30 protein-coding genes are annotated in these 26,980 nt (G+C 63.3%); 12 read left to right on the top strand and 18 right to left on the bottom strand.

Translation table 11 applies throughout. The features are described 5' to 3' along the window. The first annotated feature begins 4 nt into the window (after positions 1–4). The 3 genes from AC0L3P_RS25395 to AC0L3P_RS25385 all read left to right on the top strand — a co-directional run bounded on the left by AC0L3P_RS25395 (position 5) and on the right by AC0L3P_RS25385 (position 3,243). Positions 5–469 carry a group III truncated hemoglobin gene (locus AC0L3P_RS25395; protein WP_473306041.1) on the top strand — a complete coding sequence of 155 codons (465 nt, stop codon included), beginning with the start codon at positions 5–7 and terminating at the stop codon, positions 467–469. Positions 470–735: 266 nt separating this feature from the next. Further along, on the top strand, positions 736–1,389 hold the full coding sequence (locus AC0L3P_RS25390; RefSeq protein ID WP_275173230.1) for a QcrA and Rieske domain-containing protein: 654 nt from the start codon (positions 736–738) through the stop codon (positions 1,387–1,389). 114 nt (positions 1,390–1,503) lie between these two features. Beyond that, complete coding sequence (locus tag AC0L3P_RS25385) at positions 1,504–3,243, top strand: methanol/ethanol family PQQ-dependent dehydrogenase (RefSeq protein WP_473306038.1); 1,740 nt, start codon at positions 1,504–1,506, stop codon at positions 3,241–3,243. A gap of 222 nt (positions 3,244–3,465) precedes the next feature. On the opposite strand, the gene AC0L3P_RS25380 is transcribed toward AC0L3P_RS25385, so the two are convergent. The 7 genes from AC0L3P_RS25380 to xoxF5 all read right to left on the bottom strand — a co-directional run bounded on the left by AC0L3P_RS25380 (position 3,466) and on the right by xoxF5 (position 11,350). Continuing rightward, on the bottom strand, positions 3,466–3,726 hold the full coding sequence (locus AC0L3P_RS25380) for a hypothetical protein (RefSeq protein WP_275173227.1): 261 nt from the start codon (positions 3,724–3,726) through the stop codon (positions 3,466–3,468). Positions 3,727–3,783: 57 nt separating this feature from the next. Beyond that, the gene (locus AC0L3P_RS25375) at positions 3,784–6,096 is read right to left on the bottom strand and encodes a xanthine dehydrogenase family protein molybdopterin-binding subunit (protein ID WP_354065542.1); all 2,313 of its coding nucleotides are present in this window, start codon (positions 6,094–6,096) and stop codon (positions 3,784–3,786) included. Between the two features lies 1 nt (position 6,097). After that, positions 6,098–6,550: a (2Fe-2S)-binding protein gene (locus tag AC0L3P_RS25370; RefSeq protein ID WP_007612984.1), complete on the bottom strand. Its 453-nt coding sequence runs from the start codon at positions 6,548–6,550 to the stop codon at positions 6,098–6,100. Between the two features lie 627 nt (positions 6,551–7,177). Continuing rightward, entirely contained in the window at positions 7,178–7,741 is a 564-nt protein-coding gene (gene gfa / locus AC0L3P_RS25365) for an S-(hydroxymethyl)glutathione synthase (RefSeq protein ID WP_275173223.1), read from the bottom strand. Between the two features lie 34 nt (positions 7,742–7,775). Beyond that, the gene (locus tag AC0L3P_RS25360) at positions 7,776–8,885 is read right to left on the bottom strand and encodes an S-(hydroxymethyl)glutathione dehydrogenase/class III alcohol dehydrogenase (RefSeq protein ID WP_027566533.1); all 1,110 of its coding nucleotides are present in this window, start codon (positions 8,883–8,885) and stop codon (positions 7,776–7,778) included. Positions 8,886–8,946: 61 nt separating this feature from the next. Then, positions 8,947–9,435 carry a c-type cytochrome, methanol metabolism-related gene (locus tag AC0L3P_RS25355; protein ID WP_354210642.1) on the bottom strand — a complete coding sequence of 163 codons (489 nt, stop codon included), beginning with the start codon at positions 9,433–9,435 and terminating at the stop codon, positions 8,947–8,949. Positions 9,436–9,544: 109 nt separating this feature from the next. Then, the gene (xoxF5, locus tag AC0L3P_RS25350) at positions 9,545–11,350 is read right to left on the bottom strand and encodes a lanthanide-dependent methanol dehydrogenase XoxF5 (RefSeq protein ID WP_473306095.1); all 1,806 of its coding nucleotides are present in this window, start codon (positions 11,348–11,350) and stop codon (positions 9,545–9,547) included. A gap of 512 nt (positions 11,351–11,862) precedes the next feature. Between xoxF5 and AC0L3P_RS25345 the strand changes: the two genes are divergently transcribed. Further along, positions 11,863–12,831 (top strand): helix-turn-helix domain-containing protein, encoded by a 969-nt coding sequence (locus tag AC0L3P_RS25345; protein ID WP_106946412.1) that lies wholly within the window; start codon positions 11,863–11,865, stop codon positions 12,829–12,831. A 59-nt stretch (positions 12,832–12,890) separates the two neighbouring features. Here the strand turns inward: AC0L3P_RS25345 and AC0L3P_RS25340 are convergent, their stop codons facing one another. From AC0L3P_RS25340 to AC0L3P_RS25320, 5 genes are all read right to left on the bottom strand, one after another. Next, positions 12,891–13,316 (bottom strand): hypothetical protein, encoded by a 426-nt coding sequence (locus AC0L3P_RS25340; protein ID WP_275173219.1) that lies wholly within the window; start codon positions 13,314–13,316, stop codon positions 12,891–12,893. A 130-nt stretch (positions 13,317–13,446) separates the two neighbouring features. Beyond that, entirely contained in the window at positions 13,447–14,436 is a 990-nt protein-coding gene (locus AC0L3P_RS25335; RefSeq protein ID WP_473306034.1) for a Bug family tripartite tricarboxylate transporter substrate binding protein, read from the bottom strand. 113 nt (positions 14,437–14,549) lie between these two features. Next, positions 14,550–15,479: a substrate-binding periplasmic protein gene (locus AC0L3P_RS25330; RefSeq protein WP_473306032.1), complete on the bottom strand. Its 930-nt coding sequence runs from the start codon at positions 15,477–15,479 to the stop codon at positions 14,550–14,552. Then, on the bottom strand, positions 15,476–15,832 hold the full coding sequence (locus AC0L3P_RS25325; RefSeq protein ID WP_473306030.1) for a c-type cytochrome: 357 nt from the start codon (positions 15,830–15,832) through the stop codon (positions 15,476–15,478). Before AC0L3P_RS25325 ends, AC0L3P_RS25330 begins: the two co-directional genes overlap by 4 nt. A gap of 10 nt (positions 15,833–15,842) precedes the next feature. After that, positions 15,843–17,507, bottom strand: coding sequence for a methanol/ethanol family PQQ-dependent dehydrogenase (locus tag AC0L3P_RS25320; protein ID WP_275173213.1), 1,665 nt, complete (start codon positions 17,505–17,507; stop codon positions 15,843–15,845). Between the two features lie 342 nt (positions 17,508–17,849). On the opposite strand from AC0L3P_RS25320, the gene AC0L3P_RS25315 reads away from it, so the two are divergent. The 4 genes from AC0L3P_RS25315 (at position 17,850) to AC0L3P_RS25300 (ending at position 19,779) form a co-directional block, all read left to right on the top strand. Then, positions 17,850–18,242 (top strand): penta-EF hand family protein, encoded by a 393-nt coding sequence (locus AC0L3P_RS25315; RefSeq protein ID WP_473306027.1) that lies wholly within the window; start codon positions 17,850–17,852, stop codon positions 18,240–18,242. A gap of 171 nt (positions 18,243–18,413) precedes the next feature. Then, entirely contained in the window at positions 18,414–18,494 is an 81-nt protein-coding gene (pqqA, locus tag AC0L3P_RS25310) for a pyrroloquinoline quinone precursor peptide PqqA (RefSeq protein WP_018460299.1), read from the top strand. 36 nt (positions 18,495–18,530) lie between these two features. Further along, a complete protein-coding gene (locus AC0L3P_RS25305; RefSeq protein WP_473306025.1) occupies positions 18,531–19,436 on the top strand; it encodes a hypothetical protein in 906 nt (301 codons plus the stop codon). Positions 19,437–19,569: 133 nt separating this feature from the next. After that, on the top strand, positions 19,570–19,779 hold the full coding sequence (locus AC0L3P_RS25300) for a hypothetical protein (RefSeq protein ID WP_027566545.1): 210 nt from the start codon (positions 19,570–19,572) through the stop codon (positions 19,777–19,779). A gap of 10 nt (positions 19,780–19,789) precedes the next feature. Here AC0L3P_RS25300 and AC0L3P_RS25295 read toward each other — a convergent pair whose 3' ends face one another. From AC0L3P_RS25295 to AC0L3P_RS25280, 4 genes are read right to left on the bottom strand one after another with little or no spacing between them, the layout of a single operon-like run. After that, positions 19,790–20,143: a hypothetical protein gene (locus AC0L3P_RS25295; protein WP_354210604.1), complete on the bottom strand. Its 354-nt coding sequence runs from the start codon at positions 20,141–20,143 to the stop codon at positions 19,790–19,792. Positions 20,144–20,190: 47 nt separating this feature from the next. Further along, on the bottom strand, positions 20,191–20,901 hold the full coding sequence (locus tag AC0L3P_RS25290; RefSeq protein ID WP_473306020.1) for an ABC transporter ATP-binding protein: 711 nt from the start codon (positions 20,899–20,901) through the stop codon (positions 20,191–20,193). Then, the gene (locus AC0L3P_RS25285; protein WP_275173206.1) at positions 20,891–21,628 is read right to left on the bottom strand and encodes an ABC transporter permease; all 738 of its coding nucleotides are present in this window, start codon (positions 21,626–21,628) and stop codon (positions 20,891–20,893) included. Before AC0L3P_RS25285 ends, AC0L3P_RS25290 begins: the two co-directional genes overlap by 11 nt. Position 21,629: 1 nt before the next feature. Continuing rightward, a complete protein-coding gene (locus tag AC0L3P_RS25280; protein WP_473306092.1) occupies positions 21,630–22,610 on the bottom strand; it encodes an ABC transporter substrate-binding protein in 981 nt (326 codons plus the stop codon). An 87-nt stretch (positions 22,611–22,697) separates the two neighbouring features. Between AC0L3P_RS25280 and AC0L3P_RS25275 the strand changes: the two genes are divergently transcribed. The 3 genes from AC0L3P_RS25275 (at position 22,698) to AC0L3P_RS25265 (ending at position 24,154) form a co-directional block, all read left to right on the top strand. Next, entirely contained in the window at positions 22,698–23,057 is a 360-nt protein-coding gene (locus tag AC0L3P_RS25275) for a hypothetical protein (RefSeq protein WP_027566550.1), read from the top strand. A 213-nt stretch (positions 23,058–23,270) separates the two neighbouring features. Continuing rightward, on the top strand, positions 23,271–23,669 hold the full coding sequence (locus AC0L3P_RS25270; protein ID WP_473306017.1) for a hypothetical protein: 399 nt from the start codon (positions 23,271–23,273) through the stop codon (positions 23,667–23,669). A gap of 2 nt (positions 23,670–23,671) precedes the next feature. Continuing rightward, a complete protein-coding gene (locus AC0L3P_RS25265) occupies positions 23,672–24,154 on the top strand; it encodes a transporter (protein WP_473306015.1) in 483 nt (160 codons plus the stop codon). Positions 24,155–24,173: 19 nt separating this feature from the next. Here the strand turns inward: AC0L3P_RS25265 and AC0L3P_RS25260 are convergent, their stop codons facing one another. Together AC0L3P_RS25260 and AC0L3P_RS25255 are read right to left on the bottom strand one after the other, a co-directional pair. Next, on the bottom strand, positions 24,174–24,992 hold the full coding sequence (locus AC0L3P_RS25260; protein ID WP_473306013.1) for a quinoprotein dehydrogenase-associated SoxYZ-like carrier: 819 nt from the start codon (positions 24,990–24,992) through the stop codon (positions 24,174–24,176). Positions 24,993–25,042: 50 nt separating this feature from the next. Next, positions 25,043–25,969 carry a quinoprotein relay system zinc metallohydrolase 2 gene (locus AC0L3P_RS25255; RefSeq protein ID WP_473306011.1) on the bottom strand — a complete coding sequence of 309 codons (927 nt, stop codon included), beginning with the start codon at positions 25,967–25,969 and terminating at the stop codon, positions 25,043–25,045. A gap of 129 nt (positions 25,970–26,098) precedes the next feature. Between AC0L3P_RS25255 and AC0L3P_RS25250 the strand changes: the two genes are divergently transcribed. Further along, on the top strand, positions 26,099–26,980 hold the full coding sequence (locus AC0L3P_RS25250) for a substrate-binding domain-containing protein (RefSeq protein WP_473306009.1): 882 nt from the start codon (positions 26,099–26,101) through the stop codon (positions 26,978–26,980).

The raw sequence follows: 26,980 nt of genomic DNA, 5'->3' as shown, positions 1-26,980 counted from the left end.
GGACATGTCGGATCGACTGAAGGCCGAGCGCGAGGCTGCGACCGCGCGGCGGAATTTGCTGACCCAGGATGCAATCGAGCGCACGGGGATCACCGAAGAGATGATCGGGGAACTCGTCACCCGCTTTTACGGGCGCGTGCGCGAGGATGAGCTGTTGGGGCCGGTGTTCGCGGTCGTGCAGAATTGGGACGAGCATCTGGCCAAGCTCCGGGATTTCTGGTCGTCGGTCGTGCTGATGAGCGGCCGCTACCATGGTTCGCCCATGCGGGCGCATATGCCGTTGAGCCTCGTTGGGGATCATTTCGACCGCTGGCTCGATCTGTTCGAACAGACCGCGCGCGAGGTCTGCCCGTCGCAGGCAGCCGCCCTGTTCATCGACAAGGCGCGCCGCATCGCCGACAGCTTCGAGATGGCGTCGGCGACCTTGGCCGGGCGCATCGCTTCGCCGCGTCACGTGCTCCGCTCCTAGAATACAGAATGCCTGCCTGAGAAATGCGCAAGCCGCACTGATCTCGCTACGATCGCGCCGAGCGTCGGCGCATTGCACCAATACCGACAGCATTGACCTGATCTGCAAAATCATCATGCCGGTCGCGTAGCGTGATGTTGCAATTCAAAATATGCGCGCAAATGCGCGTGTTCGCGTTCAATCAGTGCGAGCAAAGCTGTATTGATGCACTGCGGGAAAAAATCTCTGCCTTTTTTTCGGCAGAGTTCCAGCGCCTGCTTGCACGCATGTCGCGTGCATCGTTCAACACATCCTCTTCACCCTCCGACAACACTGCGGAATCCGAAGCTGACGCTTGCAGGGAGCAAACTCGGCGGACGCTCCTGATGAGTGCGCTGGCCACCACGGCGTGTCTCGCCTGTTCCACGCAGGTCCACGCGGGCGAGGATGCGCCCGGCTCCGACGAGCGGCCTCAGAAAGGCGATCTGCTCGTATTCTCCGAAGGCGACCAGGAGGGGAAGCCCGTCACCGCGGCCGCTCTGTCGGCCGGCGGACCGCCGGTGCATGCCTGGCCGAAAGATCCGAAGACATCGGTCGTGCGCAGCGCCTCGCGCCTCAACGAGATCCTGATCATCCGGCTCGACCCCGCCGAGCTCGACGAGCAGACGAAAGCGCGCGCCGTCGACGGCATCATCGCCTATTCGGCAATCTGCTCGCATGCCGGCTGTCCCGTCACAGCCTGGGTGAAGAGCGATGTCGGCGACAAGGAAGTGCTCAAATGCATGTGCCACAACTCCGAATACGATCCTCGCGCGGGCGCGCAGGTCGTATTTGGGCCGGCGCCGCGACGGCTCGCTGCGCTGCCGCTGACGCTGGCTGACGGCTCGCTCAGCGTCGCCGGAAACTTCATCGGAAAGGTAGGTGGCGCGCAGCCGGGATGATGGGCGTGCGGGTTGTGCCCGCGTCACGAGAGACCGCATCCGCCGATGGGCGGACGACGGGACGAACGACAAGAATTCAAACAAGAATTCAAACGGATGAAAAAGGGGAACGCCATGACCAGGAAGCAGTGGTTACTGTCCGGCTTCGTCGCCTTCACATGTCTTGCATCGACTCTTGCCTCGACCGCCGCCGTATCAGGCCCGATCGAGAATTATTCTCCGGTCACCGCGCAGCGATTGGAAAATCCGGAGCCCGCCAATTGGATGCTTTACCGGCGGACCTATGACGGGCAGGGCTACAGCCCGCTCGACCAGATCAACGCCTCCAACGTGAAGAACCTGACGCCGGTCTGGACCTTCGCGACCGGCGTGGTCGAAGGTCACGAAGCGCCGCCGATCGTCAACAACGGCGTGATGTTCGTGGCGACCCCGATGGGGCAGGTGATCGCGCTGAACGCCAAGACCGGCGACGAATATTGGCGCTACAAGCGGCAGCTCCCCGACGATCTGTTCCAGTTGCATCCGACCAGCCGCGGCGTCGGCCTGTGGGAGGACAAGCTCTATCTCGCCACCACCGACGACCATGTCGTCGCGCTCGACGCCAAGACCGGCAAGGTGGTGTGGGACACCAAGGTGCAGGACTACAAGAAGGGCCAGTACATGACCCTGATGCCGCTGATCATCGACGGCAAGGTCATCGTTGGCGGCTCCGGCGGCGAGTTCGGCGTGCGCGGCTATGTCGCCGCCTATGATGCCAAGGACGGCAAGGAGCTGTGGCGGACCTATACCATTCCGGGCGAAGGCGAGCCCGGCCACGATACCTGGCAGGGCGACGACTGGAAGAACGGCGGCGGCTCGGCCTGGATGACCGGCAATTACGACAAGGAGACCAAGACGATTTATTGGGGGGTCGGCAACGCAGCGCCGTGGCCCGGCGAGATGCATCCCGGCGATAATCTCTATACCTCCTCGGTGCTCGCGCTCGATCCGAACACCGGCAAGATCAAGACCTATCACCAGTATCACCAGAACGATTCCTGGGACTGGGACGAGGTCGAAGCGCCGATGTTGATCGACCTGCAACGCGACGGTCGCAACATCAAGAGCCTGGTCCATCCGGGACGCGATGCGATCTTCTGGATACTCGAGCGCACGCCGACCAAGATCAACTACGTTGCCGGCTGGCCGTTCGTCTCCACCGACGTCTGGAAGGGCATCGACGCCGAGAGCGGCAGGCCGATCGTCGATCCCGCGCACAAGCCGATGGTCGGCAAGCGCGTGGAATTCTGTCCGTCGCTGTGGGGCGGCAAGGATTGGCCGTCGGCGGCCTACAGCCAGAAGACCGGCCTCGTCTACGTGCCCGCCAACGAGAATTTCTGCGGCGGGTTCACCGGCGAGAAGGTTCCGCTCAAGCCCGGCGAGCTCTGGCTCGGCACCAAGCCGGAGGACATTGGCCTGAAGACGAAGCCGGGTGCCGATCATTTCGGCGAGCTCCAGGCCTGGGATCCCGTCACGGGCAAGAAGATGTGGCAACACAACTTCCCCAAGTCGCAGCTGTTCGGCTCAGTGACGGCGACCGCGGGCGATCTCGTCTTCGTGGGCGGCACCAACGACCGCAACTTCCGCGCCTTCAACGCCAAGAGTGGCGAACTGCTGTGGGAGCAGAAGACCAACTCCGGCATCATGGGTATGCCGGTGTCCTATGAGATCGACGGTACGCAATACATCGCGATTCAATCGGGATGGGGCGTGGATGCGCAGCGCATCCAGGATGCACTCGTGACCAACAATATCGGGATCGAAGCTAACGTGCCGCAGGGCGGCGTGATCTGGGTGTTCGCGCTGAAGAAGTAGGCTCCGCTGGCGGATCGAAAGAAGCGGAGTGTCAGGGGGCAAATGCGGCGGACGGCAACGTCCGCCGCATTTTGCGTGCGTGACGGGATTGTTGCCCACGCCACGAAAGTCGTCATGCCCGGGCTTGTCCCGGGCATCCACGGTCTTTGTGTCATAGCAACGCTCCTAGACGGCCGGGACAAGCCCGGCCACGACGATGCGCTCGCACGCAACGCGAGATCGCTATTTCCCCTCGCGCTCGACCTTGTCCTTTTCCTTCTGGTTCATCTCGCGAACCTTGGGATCGGGATTGTGCTGCCCGGTGGTCTGGGTGGTGGAAGGGGGCGGGGCATTGGCGTTGGGCAGGGAGTTCTGGTCCGGCGTGCTGGGGCGCGTCGCCGTGGTCGGCGGCGTGGTGTTGCTCTGGGCGTATGCGCCAGTGGCCGTCAAAAGAAAGGCGCCCGACAGCAACGAGACTGCGAGCGCCCTTGAGATGTTGGTCATCGATCTGCTCCTGTCAGATCGATGCAAACGGCGCGAGGCCGCCTTGTGTTCCCGCCTTTATGCTTCCAATTGCTTGCCAAGCGGCAGGCTGCGGATGCGTTTTCCGGTCGCGGCGAAGATGGCGTTCATCAGCGCCGGCGCGAATGGCGGGACACCGGGCTCGCCCACGCCGCTCGGCGGCGTGTCGGGTCCGGGCGGCACGATGTAGACGTTGGTCACCACAGGAGATTCATCCATCCTGAGCACCTGGAAGTCGTCGAAGTTCTTCTGCTGCACCTTGCCGTCCTTGAAGGTGATCTCGCCGTATTTGGCGAGGCTCAGGCCCATGATTGCAGCACCCTCGATTTGCGAGGCGATGCGCTCGGGGTTGACATAAGTGCCGCAGTCGATGGCGGTGTCCACCCGCGGCACCGTCAGCTTGCCCTTGTCGTCGACGGCCACCTCGACGATGGTCGCGATATAGCTGACGAAGCTGCGGTGCACGGCGATGCCGAGGCCATGGCCCTTCGGCACCTGACGGCCCCATTCGCCCTTCTCGGCGACCAGCTCGACCACCTTGCGCAGGCGCGCGGTGTCGATCGGATAGCTGTCCAAGGGCTCGCCGTAGTTCCACATGTCCTTCACAGCAGGCTTGACGATGCGCGGGCTGCCGATCAGCGCGAGCAGCGTCTCCTTCTGGTCGCGGCCGGTCGCATGGGCGATCTCGCCCACCATCGACTGCACCGCGAAGGCGCGCGGGATGTTCGAGACCGAGCGGAACCAGCCGATGCGGGTGAACGCCGCGGCCTCCGGGTTCTCGCAGGAGATGTTGGCGATCTCGAACGGCATGTCGACCAAGCCCATGCCGAGTTCGAAGGGGGCCTCGTTCTTGGCACCCGCGGCGAACGTCGAAGCGATGGTCGGGGCGACGCTGCGGTGGCGCCAGGCGATCACCTTGCCACTCTTGTCGAGCCCCGCCTCGATCCGTTCCACGGAGACCGTGTGCAGGAAATCGTGGCGGACGTCGTCCTCGCGCGTCCACTGCACCTTGACAGGTACGCCGAGCTCCTTCGACAGCAGCGCGGCCTCCAGCGCAAAGTCGCATTTCGACTTGCGGCCGAAGCCGCCGCCGAGCAGCGTGACGTTGACGGTGACATTGCCCTCGGGAATGCCGAGCGTCTTCGCGACGTCCTCGCGCGTACCGCCCGGGCTCTGCACCGGCGCCCATATCTCCGCCTTGTCACCCTTGACGTCGGCGACCGCCACCGGCGGCTCCATGCTGACATGGGCGAGATGCGGCAGATAATATTCGCCGACGACGACCTTGTCGGCGCCCTTCAGAGCAGCCTCGGCGTCGCCTTCCTGGCGCACAACAAGGCCCGGCTTGCGTGAGGCCTCCTCGAGCTCCTTGCGGTAGGCGACGGAGTCGTATTTGCCGTTGGCGCCGTCGTCCCAGGTCAGCTTCAGCGCGTCGCGGCCCTTGATCGCCGCGCCGGTGTTGCGCGCGATCACGGCAACGCCGCCGAGCGGTTGGAATTTCGACGGCCACGGCCAGCCGCGCACCTGCATCACCTTCTCGACGCCGGGGACCTTCAACGCCGCGTCCGGATCGAACTTGACCAGCTTGCCGCCTGTTACCGGCGGGCGCGCGATCACAGCATACTTCATGCCAGGCAGCCGCACGTCGGCACCGTAACGCGCCTTGCCGGTGGTGATGTCGTGGAGATCGACGATGCCGATCTGGCCCTTGCCGAGATAGCGGAAGTCCTTGGGGTCCTTCAGCTTGAGCCCTTCGATGCTCGGCACCGATTCCTTGGCGGCGTCGGCTGCGAGTTCGCCGAAACCGAGCTTGCGGCTCGTCGCGCTGTGGACGACTTCGTGATTGACGGCCTTGACCTCGGTGGCCGGCACACCCCAGCGTTTCGCGGCGGCTTGCTCGAGCATGGTGCGGGCGGAGGCACCGATCTGGCGCATCGGCATCAAATAATGCCGCGTGCTGCGCGAGCCGTCGGTGTCTTGGTTGCCGAATTTGACCTCGTCGCCATGGGCCTGTTCCACCTTGACCCGGGACCAGTCGGCTTCCATCTCCTCGGCCACGATCAGCGGCAGGCTGGTGCGCACGCCGGTGCCCATCTCGGCGCGGTGGGCGAGGATGGTGACAGTGCCGTCGGGTGCGACCGCGACGAACACGCGCGGATCGACCACGACGCCGTGCGGCATCTTGCCGGCGCCGGTCTCGTAGGCGAACGCCTGGCGTGACATCACGGGCGCCGCGAGCACGAAGCCGCCGGTGATGCCGAGCCCCTTCAAGATGCTGCGGCGCGAAACCTTCTCGACCTTGATGTTCTTCTCGAAGCCACGCAGCTTCTTGGGGTTGTCGATGAAATTCATGTCACACTCCCGTCGATGCGAGATGGACCGCATTCTCGATGCGCTGGTAGCAGCCGCAGCGGCAGATGTTGCCGGACATCGCTTCGCGGATCTGGTCGTGCGACGGCTTTGGATTGTCCATCAGCAGCGCAGCCGCCTGCATGATCTGGCCTGCCTGGCAGAAGCCGCATTGGGGAACGTTGACCTGGCGCCAGGCCTTCTGCACCGGGTGATCGCCGTTCGGATGCAGTCCTTCGATCGTCGTGACCTCGCGGCCGGCGACGTCGTTGATCGACGTGATGCAGGCGCGCACGGCTTCCTTGTCGACGATGACGGTGCAGGCGCCGCACAGGGCCTGGCCACAGCCGAACTTGGTGCCGGTCAGCCCGGCCTCGTCGCGCAGGAACCAGAGTAGCGGGAGATCCGGGTCGCCGTCCCAGCTCTGTTCCTGGCCATTGATCTTCACCTTGATCATGATCGTCCCTCGCTCTTCATAAGCTTGCTGATTTCAGATTTTCCAGATGCCGGTCGGTGCAGTGCCCGCTGCGCGGCGTCGCATTCTAGCGGTCATCCCGCGCGGGCAGATCCCGGCAGGAATCAGGAATGCCTATGTCATGTCCGGATGTGTTCGATACCTCCCGTCGTGTTCTTGATTATTGAATTCGCGCGGCATCGTCACGTCGCGATCGTAGCGGGATCGCTTCAGTCTGGCGTTCACAGCCAAGTATTCTTGAGTCAGCTGTTCTCGATGGGAAAAGATTGCAACGAAGGTTTGTCAAAAGCAGGGCGCCGGATCACGCCGCGCGCCTCTCGATACGGGCATAATGAAAAAAGCTTCGTCCGCCAGAAGACCTGTGCGGACGAAGCAGGATGCCTCAGTCGAGGGAGGGAGAAACGCAGGCGCCGCGGACTTCAAGCAGGAAGCCGGCGGCCCTGCGCAGTCATTCAGAGACCAGGACTGAGGGAGCTGACGGCCCTCACACAAGCGCAGTTCAGAAGCGGCGGCATCGCCGCGATGGTCCCGAGGCCGGCTCCGTCCGCGCGCTGGCTGTGGTGGAACCAGCGAACGGGCGGGGCGTGGCAAACGTCAGGCGGCCTTTGCTTAGGCGGCTTTGGCTTTCGCCACGTGCGTCGCGATCGCGTCCATCAGCGCCGGCGACAAGCAGTCATAGGGCTCAAGTCCAAGTTCCTTGAACCGAGCCCGTATTCCGCCCATCTGCTCCGGCTTCACGCCCGATTCGATCACCGACGAGACGAAGGCGGCGAATTGCGGCGCCTGCGAACCCTGCTCCTGGAACAGTTCGGGGTGGATGAAGTCGAGGCCGTAGAACGGGTGGCCCTTGTTCTCGATGCGGCCGTACATGTGCGTGCCGCAGGCCTTGCAGGCGTAGCGCTGGATCACCGCCGATGGATCGACGATCTGGAGCTTGTCGCCGTTCTCGAGCACGGTGACGTTCTGACGCGGTACCACAGCGACGACGGAGAAATTCGCGCCTTGCGGCTTCCAGCACTTGGTACAGCCACAGGCGTGGTTGTGCGCGACGTCGCCCTTGACGGCGACCTTGACCTGATGGTCGCTGCATTTGCAGGCGAGCGTGCCGCCGGCGAAGCTGCCGCTGCCCTGTTTGAGGCCGTTATCGATCGAGGGATGGAGTGCAACAGTCATGGGTCGATCCTCCTTGGGGGTGACGCTTTTCGAGCTAGAACACGACGACTGAACGGATCGATTTGCCCTCATGCATCAGGTCGAAGCCCTTGTTGATGTCTTCGAGCTTGAGCGTGTGGGTAATCATCGGGTCGATCTGGATCTTTCCGTTCATGTACCAGTCGACAATCTTCGGCACGTCGGTGCGGCCCCGCGCGCCGCCGAAGGCGGTGCCGCGCCAGTTTCGCCCGGTGACGAGCTGGAACGGGCGGGTAGCGATCTCCTTGCCGGATTCGGCAACGCCGATGATGATCGAGGTGCCCCAGCCGCGATGGCAGGCTTCGAGCGCCTGGCGCATCACTGTGGTGTTGCCGGTGCAGTCGAAGGTGTAGTCGGCGCCTCCGTCCGTCAGGGTCACGAGATGCGGGACGATGTCGCCGGTGATCTTCTTGGGATTGACGAAATCGGTCATGCCGAACCGGCGTCCCCATTCCTCCTTGGAATCGTTGATGTCGACGCCGATGATCTTGTCCGCGCCAGCCATCTTGGCGCCCTGGATCACGTTCAGGCCGATGCCGCCGAGGCCGAACACGACCACGTTGGAGCCCGGCTCGACCTTGGCGGTGTTGACGACGGCGCCGACGCCGGTGGTGACGCCGCAGCCGATGTAGCAGCTCTTGTCGAACGGCGCGTCCTCGCGGATCTTGGCGACCGCGATCTCCGGCAGCACGGTGAAGTTCGAGAAGGTCGAGCAGCCCATGTAGTGGTAGATCGGCTTGCCCTTGTAGGAGAAGCGGCTGGTGCCGTCGGGCATCACGCCCTTGCCCTGCGTCGCGCGGATCGCGGTGCAGAGATTGGTCTTCTGGCTGAGGCAGCTTTTGCATTGCCGGCATTCCGGCGTGTAGAGCGGGATGACGTGGTCGCCCGGCTTCACCGAGGTCACGCCAGGACCGATCTCGCGGATGATGCCCGCGCCCTCATGGCCCAGGATCGACGGGAAGATTCCCTCGCTGTCGAAGCCGTCGAGCGTGTAGGCGTCGGTATGGCAGATGCCCGTCGCCTTGATCTCGACCAGGACTTCGCCAACCTTCGGTCCTTCCAGATCGACTTCGACGATCTCGAGCGGCTTCTTGGCTTCGAAAGCGACGGCGGCACGTGTCTTCATCTTAAACTCCTCAAATTCCAGCAGGGCGCCAAGAACCAGGTCCTGGTCGGGCTCCGCACGTTCACTTCTTGCCCATGCACGAATCTTCGTTCTTGGTATAGGCGTCGTTCTTGTCCTCGTGCTTGCCGGGTCTTGTGCGGCCCCAGGCCTCGTTGGACCGGGCGCGCAGATAGACGTAGAGATCGTCCATGTAGCAGGCGACGTTCGGGTTATCGCCGAAGGCCGGCATCACGTTGTCTGCGGCAGTCGAGATGTTCTTGCGGCCGGAGGCGACGACGCCGAGAAAATCGGCGTAGCTCATCGTCTTCAGCGAATCCTTCAGCGCCGGGGCGTAGGTCGAGCCCATTCCATCCGGGCCGTGACACACATGGCAGTCCGAGTGATAGCGGCGGTATCCGGAATAGGTGTACCAGTCGACGGATCCGTCAGTGACCTTGTAGGTTGGGTTGCCTTCCTTGTCGGACCATTCGCCGGTTTCGTTCTGCTTGACGGCAGTCGGGTCACCTGAGCCGTCCGCGACGGCAATTCCTCCGGACGCGACCAAGAACATCGCAGCAATGGCAGAGCAGATTTTACGCAAGAGATTTTCCTCGGAAGGCATTCGGTGAGACGAGCCGGCGCGTGGAGTTGATCCACGCGCCGGAGCGATGCTGAGAGGTCTAGTTGGGCAGCGAGAACACGGTCAGCGTACCGCCGAGTGCCGTGTAGTTGCTGAGCGCCGCGTAGCCACCGACTGCGCCGAGACCGGCGGTCGGATCGGTCAGACCTGCCGCCAGACCAATGCCGGCCCAGCCGCCCACGCCGGAGAGCACTGCGACATACTGCTTGCCGCCGTTCTCATAGGTGGTGACGTTGCCGATGATGCCGGAGGGAGTCTTGAACTTGTAGAGCTCCTTGCCGGTCTTGGCGTCGACTGCCTTCAGGTAGCCTTCGAGCGTTCCGTAGAACACCACGTTGCCCGCGGTTGCGAGCGCACCCGACCAGACCGAGAACTGCTCCTTGTTCGACCAGACGATCTTGCCGGTCTTGCCGTCCCAGGCGATGAAGTTACCCATGTGGGTTTCACCCTGCGGCGGATACATCGAGAGCGTCGCACCCACATAGGGCTGGCCCGCGGTGTAGCTCACCTTGAACGGTTCGTAGTCCATGCAGACGTGGTTGGTCGGAACGTAGAACAGCTGCGTGTCCGGCGAGTAGGCTGCCGGCTGCTCGTCCTTGGTGCCGAGCGCGGCCGGGCAGATGCCCTTCACGTTGTGGTCCTCGCCCGCCTTGTCGGTCGAAGCTGCGTCGAGCACCTTCGGGCGGCCGTAGGTCGGCGAGTTCTTGTCCATGTCGACGCCGGAGGTCCAGTTCACCTTCGGATCGTACTTTTCGGCAACCAGGAGTTCACCGGTGGCACGATCGAGCGTGTAGCCGAGGCCGTTACGATCGAAGTGCGTCAGCAGCTTGCGCGGCTGGCCGTTGATGGCCTGGTCCGAGAGGATCATCTCGTTGACGCCGTCATAGTCCCACTCGTCGTGGGGCGTCATCTGATAAACCCACTTGGCCTGGCCGGTGTCAGGGTTGCGAGCCCAGATCGTCATCGACCATTTGTTGTCGCCGGGACGCTGCTTCGGATTCCAGGTCGAGGGATTGCCCGATCCGTAGTAGACGAGGTTCAGCTCGGGGTCGTAGGAGATCCAGCCCCAGGTGGCCCCGCCGCCGATCTTCCACTGATCGCCTTGCCAGGTCTTCAGGCTCGAGTCCTTGCCGACCGGCTTGCCGAGTGCGGTGGTCTTCTCTGCGTCGACCAGGATCTGATCATCCGGCCCTTCAGAGTAGCCGCGCCAAGCCAGCTTGCCGGTCTTGATGTCGTAGGCGGTCATATGGGCCTGAACACCGAACTCGCCGCCGGAGATGCCGATCAGCACCTTGTCCTTGACGACGAGCGGCGCCGAGGTGCCGGTCTCGCCCTTGCCGGGATCGCCATTCTTGACGGTCCATGCAACCTGACCGGTCTTGGCATCGAGCGCGACCAGGGTGGTGTCGGCCTGATGCAGGAAGATCTTGCCGTCGCCGTAAGATACGCCGCGGTTGACTGTGTCGCAGCACATCACGGGGATGACGTTCGGATCCTGCTTCGGCTCGTACTTCCAGACGATCTTGTTCTCGTTCGAAAGGTCAATAGCGTAGACCTTGTTCGGGAATGGCGTGTGGACGTACATCATGTTGCCGATGATCAGCGGGCCGCCTTCATGGCCGCGCAGCACGCCGGTCGAGAAGGTCCAGGCGACCTGGAGCTTGCCGACGTTTTGAGCATTGATCTGGTTGAGCTTGGAATAGCGGGTATTTGCATAATCGCCCGCCGGCATCACCCAGTCTTTCGGGTTCTGCGCCATCTTGTTCAGCTCGTCATTGGCTGACGCGCTGCCTACGGCGAGAGCCGCCGCGGACCCAAGAAAGGTCGCCAGTAGTACCTTGAGCATAGTCATTCCTCCGTTGTCTCGTTTATTTTTCCGAAGCATTGCTCAATCACCGGGCTTCTCGTCCGGTGTCTGCTCGTGCAGGGCGGTCACGTTTGGGACCAGAAACGATGCTGTGGTGCTTTCTCCTCCTGATGAGAGCTACGGGTCCACGTGCAGGAGCGGCCCGTTTTTGTTGTTCCTGATGCATCCGTAGCGACTTCGCCACCGGGAAACTTGCCCAAGAGAGAAGCTGGTTTGCTTGACAGCGCACGGCCGCGAAGATTTTGATTTTGCAGTAGCGAATTCAGCGGCTTCCGCAGCGCTTTGGGACCGCCTTCCACGCTTAGGTTCCCCTTGACGGCGCAGCAACTAAGGCGGAGGATTAACTTTCAAGGGTGGCAATGGAACGATGGCGCTCGTTCCACAAGATCGCTCAAAATCGAGGTAAACGTCACGCAATCACGGTTCAGGGCTCCGGCAGCGCGGCTCGCGATTCGCGTCAAAATCTCCGGATCAAACCAGTGGCTGGATTAATGTCCGACACAATTCACACGCTCTCGACGACGGGAATGACGCCGAAGCGGCAGATCCAGAGCTGGATCGACGGGCTGACCAGCCTGTGTGGGCATTTCGACGTCGATCCGCTGGAAGCGTCTTCGCTCGAAGGCCGCATCGACTACACTAGCGTCTCGCGCCTGAAGCTCTGCCAGATCGAGGTCAGCCAGCATCGCATCGCGCACACGCTGGCGCGCGCCAAGGCCAACGAACATCCGTATATCAAGATCCACTTCCAGACATACGGCGTGTCCTATTTCGAGCAGGAAGGCCGCCACATCGAGCTGAACCCGGGCGACATCATCGCCTATGACGTCTCCTGTCCGCATTCGATCATCAGCCCCGCTTTCACGCGCCACGACGTGGTGATCGTGCCGAAGGCGCTGCTGCGCGACCGCGGATTCCCGTCGCAGCGGATGCCCGCCTGCAAATTGACCTCACGCACGGGGACGGGGCGGATCGCCCACGATTTCGTGCATGCGACCTTCGACGAGGCGGCCAAGCTGTCGGCGAACAGTGCAGTCGGGGTCGCCGATTCGCTGATCGACCTCTTGCTGCTGCCGCTGCGCGAGGCGGACACGATGCTCGATCGCGTCGGGCCAGAAGCGACCTATGTGCGCGCGCAGTTCTTCATCCGTGAGCATTTGCGCGATCCGGATCTGTGCATCGACCAGATATCCAACGAGCTCGGTTGCTCCAAGCGCTATCTGCACATGCTGTTCTCGGAGCGAGGCACAACGGTGAGCGACTACATCTGGCAGGCGCGTCTTCAGAATTGCCGCCAGGAGCTCGAGGCCCACGCCGGCAAGACCATCACCGACGTCGCGTTCTCCTGGGGCTTCTCCAGCTCATCGCATTTCAGCCGGGTGTTCCGGAAATATTTCGGCGTGGTGCCGTCCTCGATCCACAAGGCGCAGCAGGGCGCCGTTGCGGCGGACGAGCATTAGGCAAACGCCAGGTTCGGCGTCGACGACCAGGGTTGACCGTCACACGCCCGCGCTGTCTCTCACGCCGATATGGCGATGTAGGGAATGCTGGTCAGGAGAGCGACGAGCAAGACCGCGTTGCCCAGCATTCCACTCCAATGCAGTCGGCGTAGCCGGCGCGGGGCCTCGGCATCGCCGGCGTCCCTGGCGCTGAGCTGTTCGTCCATCCGTTGCATGAACCCGCGGCGCCCGTAGATCGCCAGGGCTGCAAGGAGGCCAACGCCCATCGCGGCGACCAAACGACCGTCGAGCAGGAAAGCGACCGTCCCAATCAGTCCGGCAACGCGCATCACCAGAAAATGCGCATTGAACATTCCGCGCAAAAGCTGGGCGACGGGCTGGATATCCAGCTTCACCAGCAGGAAGGCCGGAGACGCCAGCGTGAAATAGCCCATCGGAAAGAGCAGGATGATCATGACGGCTACGGCAACGCCATCCGGTGTCATGGGATCGGCCTTTCTTCTCCGCGCCGGTCAAACCTTCCCGCCAGCGTCGCACAATCACAGCGGGAAAATGCGTTTCCGGCACTAGGCTTTGGTCGGATGCTGCGCCGCGAAGGGCGTCTTGCCTCGCGGTTCAGGAGGGCTCGAGGCCGAGCGACCGCGCGCTCTCGATCCAGATCGGCAGCTCGCGCTGATACAGCGCGTTGGTTTCCTTGAAGCCGATCGCGGGTTCGAGCACGAACGTGGTGAGTACCTCCTTCACCTTCGGATCGCTGTTGGCAGCGACGCAAAGCTCCGCCAGGCGGTCGACGACCGGCTGCGGTGTCGCTTTCGGCACGGCCCAGCCCGAGAAGCCGCTGACAGTGAAGAATTTCGACGTCGCGCCCTGCTCGGGGAGCGTCTTGATATCAGGGATCGCGTCGACCTTCTTCGAATGCACCGCGAACACGGTGCCACGGTCACTCTGCAAAACCGATTGCGCTGCCGTGTAGCTGCCCATGGCGACATCGAGCGTACCTTCCAGCATGCCCGTCCACATCGGGGCTTCGCCGCGATAGTGAATCGGCTCGATGGCAAGGCCGTATTGCTTGTTGAGCTCGTGGACCGTCATATGCGGGGCCGAGCCCGCGCTATAGGTGCCGAAGTTGACCTTGCCGCTCTTGCGCGCAAAGGCGACGAAATCCTCCAGTGTCTTGACGCCGGTCTTCGGGTTCGCGACCAGCAACAGGCCGGCGCCCGGAATGACGCTGACGAGCGTCAGATCCTTGTCCATGTCGTAGCCCGGAGTCTTCATCACCACCCGGTTCATGATGTAGGTGGTCGAGATCGAGCACAGGATGGTGTGGCCGTCAGGCTCCGCGCGGGCAACCTCCGCCGTCCCGATCGCGCCGGCGGCACCGGGCTTGTTCTCGACGACGACGGTCTTTCCGACCTGCTTGGAGATGAATTCGCCATAAGCGCGTGCGAGCAGGTCGGTCTGTCCGCCGGCGGGATAGCTGCAAATCATGCGGATCTGCCGCGTTGGCCACGCAGCCTGCGCCGAGGCGCCGCGTGAGACGAAAGGCATCGCGAGTGTGGTGGTGCCGGCGGCGATGAAGTGGCGGCGATCGAGCCTTGTGGACATGATTCTCTCCCGGATTGTCGCCGACGGTACTGCATCGGGTCGCCTCTGCCATGGGTGGCAGGCGAGACAGATTGGCGCATTCGAAGGGCCGCGCTTAGTGCGCCAAGTGTCCATTAGCGCTGAATGATCTTCATCCAGACGTCACCGAGAACCGCAGGCTCCCGCGGCGGCAGATAGGTCAGCCCCGCCTGTGTGCCGAATTCGGCGATCTTGCCCTCGGCAGCAAGCCTGGTCAGCGCCTTGTTGACGGCGTCGATCAGCCCGTGATCGCTGACCAGCCCGACATAGCCGCGGTTGGCCCCGATCGGATAGTAATAGCCGGAGGCCGTGATCGCCGTATCGGGGTGCGCGGCGCGATGGGCGTCGAGGCGGCCGAGGTCGATCAGCGTTGCGTCATAGTCGCCACGGGCAAGTGCGCCCAGGAGATCATCGCGGCCGGGGACGAGATGCGTGATGTCATCGATCAGGCGCCCCTTGTCGAAGGTCATGAGGATCGCATCGCCGAGCGAGCCGCTCTCGATGACGAGGCGCAGACCGGCGAGGTCGCCGATATCGCCGATCTTGCGACCCCGCGCCTTCGGTCCGAGCACGACCGTCATCGGCGAGTAGACATAGGGCTGGCTCGGCGCGAGCACGCCGAGCGCGACGCGGCGGCGCCGGTCGTCGCGCGTGGCGCCGGCAAAATCCGGCAGGCGCGCCGTTTTCATGCCTGGCTTGACGAGGGAGTCGGTCGTCAGCGCATAGCCGCCGACGAGCGAGCAGCGCCCGTCGGACAGCAGCGCATTGGCCTCGAGCTGCGGGCTCGAATCCTCATCCAGCTTGCTCTCGAACCACTGGATCGTCAGCGGCCGTCCGAGCCGGTCGGCGAGCGCCTGCGCCAGCAGCACGTCGAAACCCGAGCCCGGCTTGCCCTTGTGATGCACCGAGAGCGGTGGCCGGTCCTCGTCGAGACAAATCTTGAGCGGGTCGTCGGCCGCGCGTGCAGCCGTAGCCGCCGCCGCGAGGATCGCGGCAATGCCCCGCGCGGCCAGCCAAACCCTCATGGCTTCCTCCGGCTCGAAATGAAGGCCCAGAGATCCCCGATCTCCTCGTCGCTGAGAATGTCGGCCCAGGGCGGCATCTTGTTGTTCTTGCCGTTCTTCACGGTGGTGACGAAGCGCGTCTTGTCGTCGGGGAAGGCGCGCAGGTCCGGCGTGATGGTGCCGGGGTTCATCATGTTGGGGCCGTGGCAGTGCGAGCATTTCTCGGCATAGGTCGACTTGCCGTGGTCGATCTGCGCCTGCACGGGATTGCCGGTTGAGTCATCCGCGGCACGAACGGTCGCCGCAAGCGCGACCGTCAGCACCGCGACGGTGGCGAGGATCGCCACCGTCTTGTGGGATAGCATTCTCAGCATCGTGCCGTGGTTATTGCTTGACCGCAAAAACCCAAAGCGAGCCGCCGGGCGGCACTTTGGCCAGGCGTTCGTCGCCGGAGAACAGCGAGTAGACGCCGCCATAGCCGCTCGTCACCGCGACATACTGCACGCCGTCCTGCTGCCAGGTCACCGGTTGTCCCTCGATGCCCGAGCCGGTCTGGAACTGCCAGAGCTTCTTGCCGGTGTCGGCATCGAAGGCCTCGAACTCGCCGGTCAGCGCGCCCGAGAACACGACGCCGCCCGCGGTCGACAGCACGCCGGAGAAGCGCGGGATGTCGCTTGGTGCTTCCCACTTCGCCTTGCCGGTCATGGGATCGATCGCCTTCAGATGACCGCGCGGGCCGTCACCCCATTCCCAGAGATCGGTGAGGTCCATGCCGAGATACCATTCACCCTGCTTGAAGGTGGCGGGTTCGGTCTTGTACCTGCCACCGAAGGCGAGCGTGTTGGCGTAGGCGAGGCCGGTCTGCGGATTGAACGACATCGGCTCCCAGTTCTTGCCGCCGAGAATAGACGGATAGACTGTCACCTTCTTGCCCTCACGCGCGTCCTTCGACACGTCGGTCTCGATGGGACGTCCGGTCTTCATGTCGATTCCGGTCGCCCAGTTGACCTTTACGTAAGGATTGGCCGCGAGCAGCTTTCCGTTGGTGCGGTCGAGCACGTAGAAGAAGCCGTTGCGGTTGGCGTCCATGAGCACCTTGGTCGGCTTGCCCTCGACGTTCATGTCGGCGAGGACCATCTCGGCCACGCTGTCATAGTCGAACGGATTGTTGGGCGAGAACTGGTAGTGCCACTTGATCTTGCCGGTCTTGGGATCCATCGCCAGCACGGAGCAGGTGTAGAGGTTGTCGCCTGGGCGCACCGCCGAATTGAACGGGCCGGGATTGCCGATGCCCCAATAGACCGTGTTCAGCTCGGGATCATAGGAGCCCGTAATCCAGGTCGAGCCACCGCCGAGCTTCCAGGTATCGCCCTTCCAGGTGTCGCCGCCGGGCTCGTCGGGGGAGGGGATCGAATGGGTGCGCCACAGATGCTTGCCCGTTGCCGGATCCCAGCCGTCGATGAAGCCGCGGGTGCCGAACTCGGCGCCGGAGATGCCGGTGATCACGACGCCGTCGGCGACCAGCGGCGCCACCGTCATCGAATATCCCTCCTTGATATCGGCCGCCTTCTGCCGCCACAGCTCCTTGCCGTCCTTGGCGTCGAGCGCGATCACGTTGGCATCGAGCGTGGTGCGGAACACCTTGCCCTCATAGAGCGCGGCGCCGCGGTTGATGATGCCGCAGCAGACGATGCGCGGCGTTTCGGCAGGATACTCGACCTTGGATTTCCAGATCTGCTTGCCGGTCTTGGCGTCGACCGCCATGGTCGCGTTGTGCGACGTCACGTAGATCACGCCCTGGTACACCAGCGGCTGCGATTCCTCGCTACGATCGTCGTTGAAAGAGTAGTTCCAAACCGGGACAAGGTTCTTGACGCTGTCCTTGTTGATCTGGTTCAGCGTCGAGAAACGCTGGAGATTGTAGCCCATCCCGTAGTTGAGAACATTCGATGTATCGGTCGCACCCTTGACCAGCTGCTCGCTGGTTTGTGCATTTGCACAAGACGATGCAAGCATGACGAGGCCCGCGGCCATCGCAAAGCGTTTCATCCGTTCCTCCCAATATGCGCGCCTATTGACGCTGCGACAGCAACACTCCGCCCGAATGCAAAACGCGTCAATACGAAAGTCGTATCTGCGACGCCGATATGGTGGGCGACCGGATGTCGTCACCTGACGGAGACCTGACAAGCCATGCTCACTTGTGCGCAGGCGCTGAAGAAATTCCGCGGCATGGAGCAGAGCGCGTGCGCGACGGCAGCGGTTGGGGCGACGGGTTCCGCAAGTTGTGCCGAGCGCAGGCTGCAATTCGGGGCTTGAACCGAGGCTCACTTGTGGACTTATGTCGTCTCGATCCGGCTCGCATCGGAGCCCTTGGTGAGGGAGGTTTTCATGATGTCTCGTCGCTCTGTTGCACTTGCGCTCACGATTGCGCTGCTGTCCGGTCCGGCATGGTCGGCCTCCGGCAACGCGGTCAAGACGTTCGATGCCGACAATGACGGCACGCTCGATCTTGCCGAGGTGAAGAAAGCGGCGGCCGCGTTGTTCGCCAAGCTTGATCCCGATCGCGACGGCACGCTCGATGCCCGCGAGTTGCGCGGACGGTTAACGGCAAAAGAACTCGCCGCCGCCGATCCCGATCGCGACGGGACTCTCACGCTCGACGAATATCTCTCGGTGGTGGAGCAGCGCTTCAACGCAGCGAATCCCGACAAGGATGGAACGCTGGATGGGAAGGAGCTGAACTCGCGCGCCGGCCGTGCGCTGCTGCGCTTGTTGCGGTGAGAACAGCGCCGCTTGACTGGGAGCGAAGGCGAGTTGCCCGAGAGAGAAATTTGCAAGCGCGATGCGGCAGTTCACTGTGTCGACGGCGCGATTCCAGACTTGCGCTGTGACTGACGCAGCCCTAGGTTTTGGCCGGCGCGATGTCGCGCTCAATCCCTTGGGAGTCCCCGAATGGCCTGGAAAGCTCCGAAGATCGTGGAAGTGCCGGTCGGCATGGAAATCAACATGTACGCCTGCGCTTTGCGCAAGTAAGACCACAAGTAAGACTGACGACCTGCCGCGGCTTCGATGGCAACCACCGTCGAAGCCGTGGTAGTGTCGGGGATGCGCGCGAGAGCCCATACATTCTGGACCATAGCCGCCTGCACCGTCGCGCTCGCGCCGGCATGCGTCAGCGCCGAAGAGGGCTTTGATACCGAGCACATCTTCGGTTTCATGATCGGCACCGATGTCGGCAATCCCGGCGAGCGCGAATTCCAGACCCAAACGACAGGACGACTCGGCAAAGGCGGCGGGACCTATCGCGCCCTCTCGCAGGAGGTCGAGATCGAGATCGTGCCGCTGCCGAACTTCCGGATCGAGGTCGGCGGCACCGCCACGCTGCACGACATCACCGGCGTCCCCGATATCGGCGACCGCCGCCAGTTCAATTTTCAGGGCGCTTCGCTCGACCTGCGCTATCGCCTGCTCGATCGCGAGCGCGCGCCATTCGGGTTGACTGTCGCCGCCGAACTCCATGGCGACCGCATCGACGAGACCTCGGGCGCAAAAGGGCGGATGTACGGTACCGATTTCACGCTCGCCTTCGATCGCGAGCTGATCCCGAACTTCGCCATCGGGGCGCTCAACCTGATCTATCAACCCGAATGGGCGCGTTTTGAGATGGCGGGACTGTCCGAAAAGAGCTCGACCATCGGCGCGGCCTTCGCCGGCCTCGTGCGGGTGCGTCCCGACGTGCTGCTCGGCGGCGAGGTGCGCTACTTCCGGCAGTATGAAGGCATCGGCCTCGGCGAGTTCGCAGGCCAGGCCCTCTTCGTCGGTCCGACCGCTTATTTCCAGCTTTCCGAGCGCTCGCGCCTGACCATGAGCTGGAGCATGCAGGCCTGGGGCCGTCCGGCCGGGTCGGGCGGCAATCTTGACCTCGTCAATTTCGAGCGCCACCAGGCGAGGCTGGTGTTTGGGGTCAATTTCTAACGCTCGCGCCCCGGTTGCGGGGAGAGGCGACGGGGCAATTCCCGTTTTATTTCTCGCGGCCGGATTGAAACTTCCCGTTGCTCGGAGCGTAACCTTTTGTGCTAATCTTCATCGCCTCTGCGAGGATCCCGGCATGAACCCGATCGACCTGGTGGTGACTGTGTGTGCGGTGCTCTCGCCTGCGACCTGCGAGGAGCAGCATCTGGTGTTCAACTATGCGGGGTCGCCGACGCAATGCGCGATGGCTGCGCCGCCCTATATCGCGCAATGGGTTGGCGACCATCCGAAGTGGCAGGCGGTGCGGTGGCGCTGCGAATACCCGCACCCGAACGACAAGGCGTGAGCCGCCGGCGTTACTTCGTGCAGTCCTTCAGATCCTTGTCGGCGATCGAGAACACCGCATCCGCCTTGATCTCGATGTCGCGCACGATGCACTGCCGGGTATTGGGATAGCTGACCCTGGCGTCGTAGCGGCCGGGCTCTACGCCGGTGATGCGCAGCCGCTCGTCGTGGTCGACCTCCTTGTCCTTGTCGTTCAGGCACTGGTTCGGCCCCCACTCGGTCTTCCCGGCTGGCGAGAGCTGGAAGCCGGAGATCGTTTCCGTCGTCAGATTCCAGAGCCGGATACCCTTGCCCTTGGCCTGCGCGAGCGCCGCGCCCGGCATCGCAACCAACAGGATGCCGATCGCAATCAGCGTACGCCGCATGGTGAACCTCCCGCGAAGATGTCGTTGGTCCAATTGACCATGAGTTCTCATTTCGATTCAAGCTGCAACGCCGCGAGCTCGGCCCTAATCCGGCCGAGCTCGGCCTCGCTGCGCTCCGCGCGCGGGATGGCAATCGGCACCTCCCGCACGATGCGCGCCGGTCGCGGCGACAGCAAGAACAGGCGGTCGCCGAGCCGGATCGCGTCGTCCAGGCTGTGGGTGACGAGCAGCGTCATTACCGGACGGCGCGCCACCAGCGTCGCGATCTCGTCGCGCAAACGGCCGGCGAGTGCATCGTCGAGCGAGGCGAGGGGTTCGTCGAGCACGAGCAGATCGGGCTCGACAGCAAACGCGCGGGCGAGCGCGACGCGCCGGGCGAGGCCGAGCGATAGCTCGCCGGGAAAGTGGCTGCGGTGCGCGTCCAGCTCCAGGATCCTGAACAGCTCGGCGAGCTTGGCATCAGTGACATCGGGAGCCGCGAGCCGCACATTCTGCTCGACCGAGCGCCATGGCAGCAGCCGCGGCTCCTGGAAAACCATGCCGATCCGCGCTTCCGGCGGGCGCGAGACGCGTCCCTCGAAATCGCGGTCGAGCCCGAGGATGATGCGAAGCATCGTGCTCTTGCCGCAGCCGGACGGACCGATCAGCACGCCGACCTCGCCGGATTGAAGCGCGAAGCTGACCGGCGCGAGCACCTCCTGCGTTCCGCCCGCGGCACTCCTGAACCTCTTGCCTGTGATATCGACCTCAAGCCGCACGGGGTCGCCACCGTGTTGCGCGGGCTTCGAACGGTTGCACCAGCGCGGTCTCGATCACGAGCACGACGGCGGCGAAGGTCAGCGAATAGGCCAGCAGCCGCGGCGTGTCGAACAGCTGGAAAGCAACGCCGATCTCGAAGCCGACGCCGTTTGGCCGCCCCAGGAGTTCGGCGACCAGCACGATCTTCCACACCAGCGACAATCCGGAGCGGGCTGAGGCTGCGATATAGGGCGCCAGCTGCGGCAGCACGACGTGGCGGAAGGCCCGCCAGCGCGGCATCGCGAACACGCTCGCCATCTCGTCCAGCGAGCGGTCGAGCGCGCGCGTGCCCTCGCGCAGGGTGACGATGGCGGTCGGCAGCTTGTTGATGGCGATCGCCGCGACCGCTGCGGCTTCAGTGAGCCCGGCCCAGATATAGGCCAGCACGATCACGACCAACGCGGGGAGGTTCAGGAGCAGGATCAGCCAGGGATCGCCGAGCCGGTCGGCGAGCTTCACCCGTCCCATCAGATATCCGATGGCGCTACCGAGCGACATCGCCAGCACGAAAGCGAGGCTTACGCGGGCAAGCGTAGCGCCGAGATGCAGGAACAGCGCGCCGCTCGATGCTTCCGCGATGACGACGTCGAGCACGGCGGGCGGGGACGGCAGCTTTGTGGCGCCGACGAACAGCGCGGCAATCCACCAGATCGCGAGGAACAGGGCAAACGACAGAAGACGCAGCACCTCAGTCTCCGGGAACTGCGTGATAGAACGTGCCGGGATCGAGCTCGGCGGCAGAGCCCACGAGGTCGCGGCCGCCGGTTTCGGCCAGCACGCGGTAGAGCACGCGCGCGTCCTTTTCTTCGTCATCGATGCTCCGGCGCGGAATGCCGTCGCGATATCGCTCGCGATAGGTCTTGAGCAGTGTGGCATCGCTCGTGCCGGTGAGCGGCGCGATCTTGTCCCAGGCGGCATCCGAGGTCACCAGCAGCTGCTTGGCCTTGCGAGTCATCGCGATGAAGCGCGCCACGGCCTCGCGATGACTTGCCGCCCAGCTTTCGTCGAAGACATAGCCGACTGCAGAGACCGCGCCCTTGGCGCCGAGTTTCGGCAGGATGTCCTCGATGCCGGCGAGACGTTTAAAACCCTTGGCCTCCAGCTGTGCGCAGAAATTCCAGAAGTTGAGGCTGGCATCCATCTCGCCGTCGAGCGCCTTGGCGGTTATCAGCGGCGGAGCACCATAGACGATGGTCGCCTCCGACTTCAGGTCGATGCCGTCCTGCTTCATGCGCGCCTGGAGCAGCAGCCAGCTCTTGTCGATGGGACCACCGCCGACGGCGAGCTTGCGGCCCTTCAAATCGGCCAGCGACTTGATCGGCGAGGAAGCCGGCACCATCACCGCGCCGAGCGCGCTGGAATAGGGATAGAAGGTGAGCTTGGCGCCGAGCGTGCGCTCGCGCGACACCCACAACCAGTCGGACAGGATGATGTCGGCATTGCCGGCGCGCAGCGCGATCTTGCCGGCCTCGGGGCTCGCAAGCTCGCTGACGTCGAGCGACAGGTCGGCCTCCTTGTCGAGGCCGCCGGCGCGGATCGCGGCCAGCTCCCAGGAGAATGTTCCGGTCTTCTGCACCGCAAGGCGGATGGTATCCGCGGCGCGGCCGGGCCCGGCTAGTGTCAGCGCCAGCGTCACCGCGAGCGCCAATGATCGACCAAATGCTCTCATCACCTTGTGAGCCGTTTCCTCTGATAGAGTGCTTTTCAGGACAATACGCATAGCATAGCTTCCGTCGCAACCAGCGGGAGGACGCTCATGAATCTGGCCGGACAGCTACGACCGATTGTCGCCGCATTGGCGGTGTGGGCTGCGACCGCGCTCGCTGCGCAGGCTGAAGAGGCCAATGATTATCCGACGTCGGCGCGTGCCGAATACGTCTATGGCTGCATGAAGGCCAATGGCGAGAGCCGGCAGGCGATTGAACAATGTTCCTGCTCGATCGACGTGGTGGCCTCGATTGTGTCCTATGAGCGCTACGTCACCGCAGAAACCGCGCTCAGCATGTCCCAGGTCCGCGGCAATCTCGGCGTCCAGTTCCGCACGTCAGAGCAGGCGAATTCCGCGGTGAACGATCTCAGGCGCGCGCAGGCGGAAGCCGAGGTGAGGTGTTTTTGACCGTTGCCGCGCGGCTTCGCTTCCCTCGTCAAGATCGCCTGCGGAGCTTCGATGGTATGATCCGACGAGCTTGCTTGGTAGGATATCTCGATGGACCGGCACGGCGTTGGAGTGCACCGGGCGGTTGCTGATACGCCCATCATCGATGATGCAAACGCCGATGCGCCTCTAGTGCGTCGCGCAAGACGGCTCCCGCTCGGCCCGGCATTGGGAATGATCGCCGCATTGTCGGCGGTCCCGAATTCGAGCGCGCAGGAGGCCGAGCCGCGATCGTATTCGAATACGCCTGTCGGGTTGAATTTCCTGATCTCGGGCTACGTTTACGCCCAAGGCAAGCTCGCGTTCGATCCCAGCACCGCGATCGCCGATGCCACATTCCGCTCCGATACCGGCGTAGTGGCCTATGTTCGGTCCTTCGACCTCGCCGGCCAGTCGGCCAAGTTCGACGCGATCGTGCCGACATCGTCGTTTGCCGCGCATGGGCTCGTCAACGGCGAGCCGCGCGAACGGGAGATGTCCGGTCTGGGCGATCCGCGATTTCGTGTCTCGGTCAACCTGTTGGGGCTCCCGCGCTCTCGGCGAAGGACTTCGCCAGCTACCATCAGGATCTGATCGTGGGCGTAAGCCTTCAGGTCTCCGCGCCCCTCGGGCAATATGACAGCACCAAGCTGCTCAACCTCGGCGGCAACCGTTGGTCGTTCCGGCCCGAGCTCGGAATTTCAAAGGCATGGGGACCATGGACGGTCGAGCTCGCCCCCAGCGTGACCTTCTTCAGCGACAACACCGACTTTTTCGGCGGCAAGACGTTCTCGCAGGCTCCGATCTATGCGGTGCAGGGACATGTCATCTACACGTTCCAGTCCGGCATATGGATGGCGCTGGACGGACTGTATTTCGCCGGCGGCAGCACGATCCTCAACGGCATCAAAAACGACAACGAGCAGGCCATTTCGCGCGCGGGCGTGACGGTTGCGTTTCCGATCGATCGGCAAAACTCAGTCAAGCTCTCTGCCAGCACCGGCCTCACCAGCCGCACGGGAAGCGAACTGACAGCTGTTGGTATCGCATGGCAGTATCGTTGGGGCGAAGGATATTGAGGGAGGATGATGGACGCCCTCACGTCCCCGGCTTCTCCACATCCCACTCGTTGCGGAACACGTGTCCGTCCGTATCCTTGGCTTCCGCGCGGAAACGCCTGGCGCCGTTGGACACGTAGGTGAAGCGCAGATTGGGATCTTCCGAGATCGAGATGCCGCCTTCCATCGAAAGCACGGGGCTGTCGTCCTGCGTCAGCTTGAGCTGGTTGACGAAGAAGGCGGGAATGTAGAGCTGCGTGACCTGGTCCATCTGCAGCCCGGAATTGTTGGGATGGCCGATCATGATCTGCGCCTCCCGCATGCGGCTCGCCGGGGCCTCCTCGCGCGCGAATTGCCGGTAGCGCATCTGCCCGAGCCGGTTCTGGGCTTCCTCGGCATTCTTCCCCGCCGGTGCGGAGCAGCCGCCGGAAGCCTTCACATAGACCTTCGAGACATAGAGCTGGCCGTCGCTGAGTTCGGCCACCGCATGGACGTCGGTGTAATTGTTGACGCGCACGCGCGTCGAGATTTCGGTGACGTTGGCATCCGGTCCGAGCTCGAACTTCGCGGCCATCGGCGCTGGATTACGATCGATCACCAGCGTGATCGAACGGATGCGGCGGGCATCGCCGGGCGAGAGCTTGCTGCGCAGGGTCACGGGCACGATGGCCGCGTCCTCGGCGCGATACGGCATCTCGATGCCAATGACATTGCCGCCGTCATTCATCGGACGGTTGCTGAAGATGTCCTGCACCAGTCCCGGCCAGGGATCGTAAGCTTCGTAAGCCTGCACCGGCACGGCGAATGCGATGCCGAGGAGCAGGGCGATCAGAGGCAGTCGGCGCGTGCATCCCGTCATGGTCTTGGTCCCGCGGACGAAGCAACGTTTCGCGCATCGTAGCGCGTCCGCTACTCCCATTCAATTTCCGAAAATGCTGCGGTTGCGTTGCGGGCGTTGTAGTCGTCGAACAGCTCCCAGTGCGGCCGTTCCGAGGCGGCGGCCTTGTCTGCGGCGGTTCGGATCGGCTCGCCCTTCTTGTTCGATGCCCGGACGTCCGCCAGCAGTGCCGTCAGATAGCGCCGTTCATCGGTCAGCGCTGCCGGCCATTCGCTCACGGGCCCGTGACCGGGAACGACGCGCTGCGCCGGAATGCTCTCGAGTTCCCCGAGGGTGCCGAGCCAGCCGCGAATGCTGCCGTCCATCACCGGAATATGGCGGAGGAAGACAAGGTCGCCAGTGAACAGCGTCTTCGTCATCTCATCGAACACGGTCAGGTCATTGTCGCTGTGCCCGGCCGGCCAGCCCCGCAAGGTCAGGCGGCGCGCGCCCAGATCGAGCGTCATTGTGTCCGTGACAAGCATTGTGGGCGGCACAATTTTCACGGGGGATATCAATTCGTCCCCCATGATGCGCTTAAAATTGTCGAGATAGTACGGCCCGCGCGCAGCCAGCGCCCGCGGCAGCCTGCTGTGACCGACGAAAATGGTGTCCCCGACGGCGAAGGCGGCATTGCCGAAAACATGGTCCGGATGGCCGTGGGTGTTGATGACGTAGCGGATCGGCTTGCTCGTGCGGGCCCGCACCGCCGCCAGCAGCGCCTCACCCTCGCGAACGCTACCGCCGGTATCAATCACCGCCACAGCATCCTCGCCCACGATGAATCCGACATTGGCGATGTCGCCCTCGTTCTCGCGGGTCATCAAGGCGATGGTCCCGGAGTGTACGAAGATTCCCGGCGCGACTTCGCTCACAGGCAATTCGGCCGCTGCGGCGCATGCTAGCGTCGCTGTCACCAGCAGGGACAAGGCTGCGATCACGAGAGCGATGCGAGACACTTTTCCGCCTCAGTTCAAAGGGTTGCGCGCATTGCACCGCAACAAAGAAAAGCCAGCACACAGTCTGGCAAAACATGGCGCGTCATGCGTTGCATGGCTAGCATTCAAACAAGCCTAGGAGGAAGCGCGATGACGGAGGCCGGACGACATCGTCGCTGGTTGTTTTCACTGAGTATCCTGGTTGCATCTTGCGCGTTCGGCGACGTCGCCATCGCGCAGACCAACGACGCCGGCGACCTCTCCTTCGAATTGGTCGATCCCAAGGTGCTGCGGGTCTGTTCCGACCCGCGCAATCTGCCGTTCTCGAACGAGAAGGGCGAGGGGTTCGAGAACAAGCTTGCCGAGCTGTTTGCGGACAAGCTCCAGAAGAAGCTCGACTATGTCTTTTTTCCGCAAGCCACCGGCTTCGTGCGCATGACGCTTGGCGCGCATCGCTGCGACGTCATCATGGGCTTCCCCCAAGGCGATGACCTCGTGCAAGGCACCAATCCATATTACCGCACGAGCTATGCTCTGGTTGCGAAAGCAGGCAGCGGGCTGGATGAGGTCGACACGCTCGAGGATACCAGGCTGAAGGGCAAGCATGTCGGCATCGTCGCCGGCACACCGCCTGCGACCAATATGGCCATCGCGGGACTGATGGGCGATGCAAAGCCCTATCCGCTGATGATCGACACGCGCTACGACAATTCAGCGCAGGCAATGATCAATGATCTCACGGCGGGCAAGATCGACGCCGGCGTGCTGTGGGGACCGATGGCGGGGTTCTACGCAAAGAAGGCGGGATCGCTTCATGTCACCCCGCTGGTGAAGGAAACCACCGGGCCAAAACTGGTGTATCGCATCGGCATGGGCGTGCGTGGCGCCGACCAGAACTGGAAGCGGCAACTCAACAAGTTGATCCAGGAGAACCAAGGCGAGATCAACAAGATCCTGCTCGACTTCGGCGTGCCGCTGCTGGACGAGAACAATCGGCCGCTCGGCGCGGAGACGGCCAAGAAGGCACCATGA

This window comes from Bradyrhizobium sp. WSM4874, assembly GCF_055811835.1.
This window is presented reverse-complemented; position numbering and strand designations above follow the sequence as displayed.

Bases quoted from the DNA above. Each gene is read 5' to 3' on its own strand.
- pqqA (WP_018460299.1), top strand. From the start codon at position 18,414: ATGGCCTGGAAAGCTCCGAAGATCGTGGAAGTGCCGGTCGGCATGGAA.
- AC0L3P_RS25325 (WP_473306030.1), bottom strand. From the start codon at position 15,832: ATGCTGAGAATGCTATCCCACAAGACGGTGGCGATCCTCGCCACCGTC.
- AC0L3P_RS25375 (WP_354065542.1), bottom strand. From the start codon at position 6,096: ATGAATTTCATCGACAACCCCAAGAAGCTGCGTGGCTTCGAGAAGAAC.
- AC0L3P_RS25380 (WP_275173227.1), bottom strand. From the start codon at position 3,726: ATGACCAACATCTCAAGGGCGCTCGCAGTCTCGTTGCTGTCGGGCGCC.
- AC0L3P_RS25260 (WP_473306013.1), bottom strand. From the start codon at position 24,992: ATGACGGGATGCACGCGCCGACTGCCTCTGATCGCCCTGCTCCTCGGC.
- AC0L3P_RS25300 (WP_027566545.1), top strand. From the start codon at position 19,570: ATGAACCCGATCGACCTGGTGGTGACTGTGTGTGCGGTGCTCTCGCCT.
- AC0L3P_RS25345 (WP_106946412.1), top strand. From the start codon at position 11,863: ATGTCCGACACAATTCACACGCTCTCGACGACGGGAATGACGCCGAAG.
- AC0L3P_RS25305 (WP_473306025.1), top strand. From the start codon at position 18,531: ATGGCAACCACCGTCGAAGCCGTGGTAGTGTCGGGGATGCGCGCGAGA.
- AC0L3P_RS25385 (WP_473306038.1), top strand. From the start codon at position 1,504: ATGACCAGGAAGCAGTGGTTACTGTCCGGCTTCGTCGCCTTCACATGT.
- AC0L3P_RS25360 (WP_027566533.1), bottom strand. From the start codon at position 8,885: ATGAAGACACGTGCCGCCGTCGCTTTCGAAGCCAAGAAGCCGCTCGAG.
- AC0L3P_RS25370 (WP_007612984.1), bottom strand. From the start codon at position 6,550: ATGATCAAGGTGAAGATCAATGGCCAGGAACAGAGCTGGGACGGCGAC.
- gfa (WP_275173223.1), bottom strand. From the start codon at position 7,741: ATGACTGTTGCACTCCATCCCTCGATCGATAACGGCCTCAAACAGGGC.
- AC0L3P_RS25275 (WP_027566550.1), top strand. From the start codon at position 22,698: ATGAATCTGGCCGGACAGCTACGACCGATTGTCGCCGCATTGGCGGTG.
- AC0L3P_RS25295 (WP_354210604.1), bottom strand. From the start codon at position 20,143: ATGCGGCGTACGCTGATTGCGATCGGCATCCTGTTGGTTGCGATGCCG.
- AC0L3P_RS25250 (WP_473306009.1), top strand. From the start codon at position 26,099: ATGACGGAGGCCGGACGACATCGTCGCTGGTTGTTTTCACTGAGTATC.
- AC0L3P_RS25280 (WP_473306092.1), bottom strand. From the start codon at position 22,610: ATGAGAGCATTTGGTCGATCATTGGCGCTCGCGGTGACGCTGGCGCTG.
- AC0L3P_RS25340 (WP_275173219.1), bottom strand. From the start codon at position 13,316: ATGACACCGGATGGCGTTGCCGTAGCCGTCATGATCATCCTGCTCTTT.
- AC0L3P_RS25330 (WP_473306032.1), bottom strand. From the start codon at position 15,479: ATGAGGGTTTGGCTGGCCGCGCGGGGCATTGCCGCGATCCTCGCGGCG.
- AC0L3P_RS25320 (WP_275173213.1), bottom strand. From the start codon at position 17,507: ATGAAACGCTTTGCGATGGCCGCGGGCCTCGTCATGCTTGCATCGTCT.
- AC0L3P_RS25335 (WP_473306034.1), bottom strand. From the start codon at position 14,436: ATGTCCACAAGGCTCGATCGCCGCCACTTCATCGCCGCCGGCACCACC.
- AC0L3P_RS25270 (WP_473306017.1), top strand. From the start codon at position 23,271: ATGATCGCCGCATTGTCGGCGGTCCCGAATTCGAGCGCGCAGGAGGCC.
- AC0L3P_RS25355 (WP_354210642.1), bottom strand. From the start codon at position 9,435: ATGTTCTTGGTCGCGTCCGGAGGAATTGCCGTCGCGGACGGCTCAGGT.
- AC0L3P_RS25395 (WP_473306041.1), top strand. From the start codon at position 5: ATGTCGGATCGACTGAAGGCCGAGCGCGAGGCTGCGACCGCGCGGCGG.
- AC0L3P_RS25390 (WP_275173230.1), top strand. From the start codon at position 736: ATGTCGCGTGCATCGTTCAACACATCCTCTTCACCCTCCGACAACACT.
- xoxF5 (WP_473306095.1), bottom strand. From the start codon at position 11,350: ATGCTCAAGGTACTACTGGCGACCTTTCTTGGGTCCGCGGCGGCTCTC.
- AC0L3P_RS25315 (WP_473306027.1), top strand. From the start codon at position 17,850: ATGATGTCTCGTCGCTCTGTTGCACTTGCGCTCACGATTGCGCTGCTG.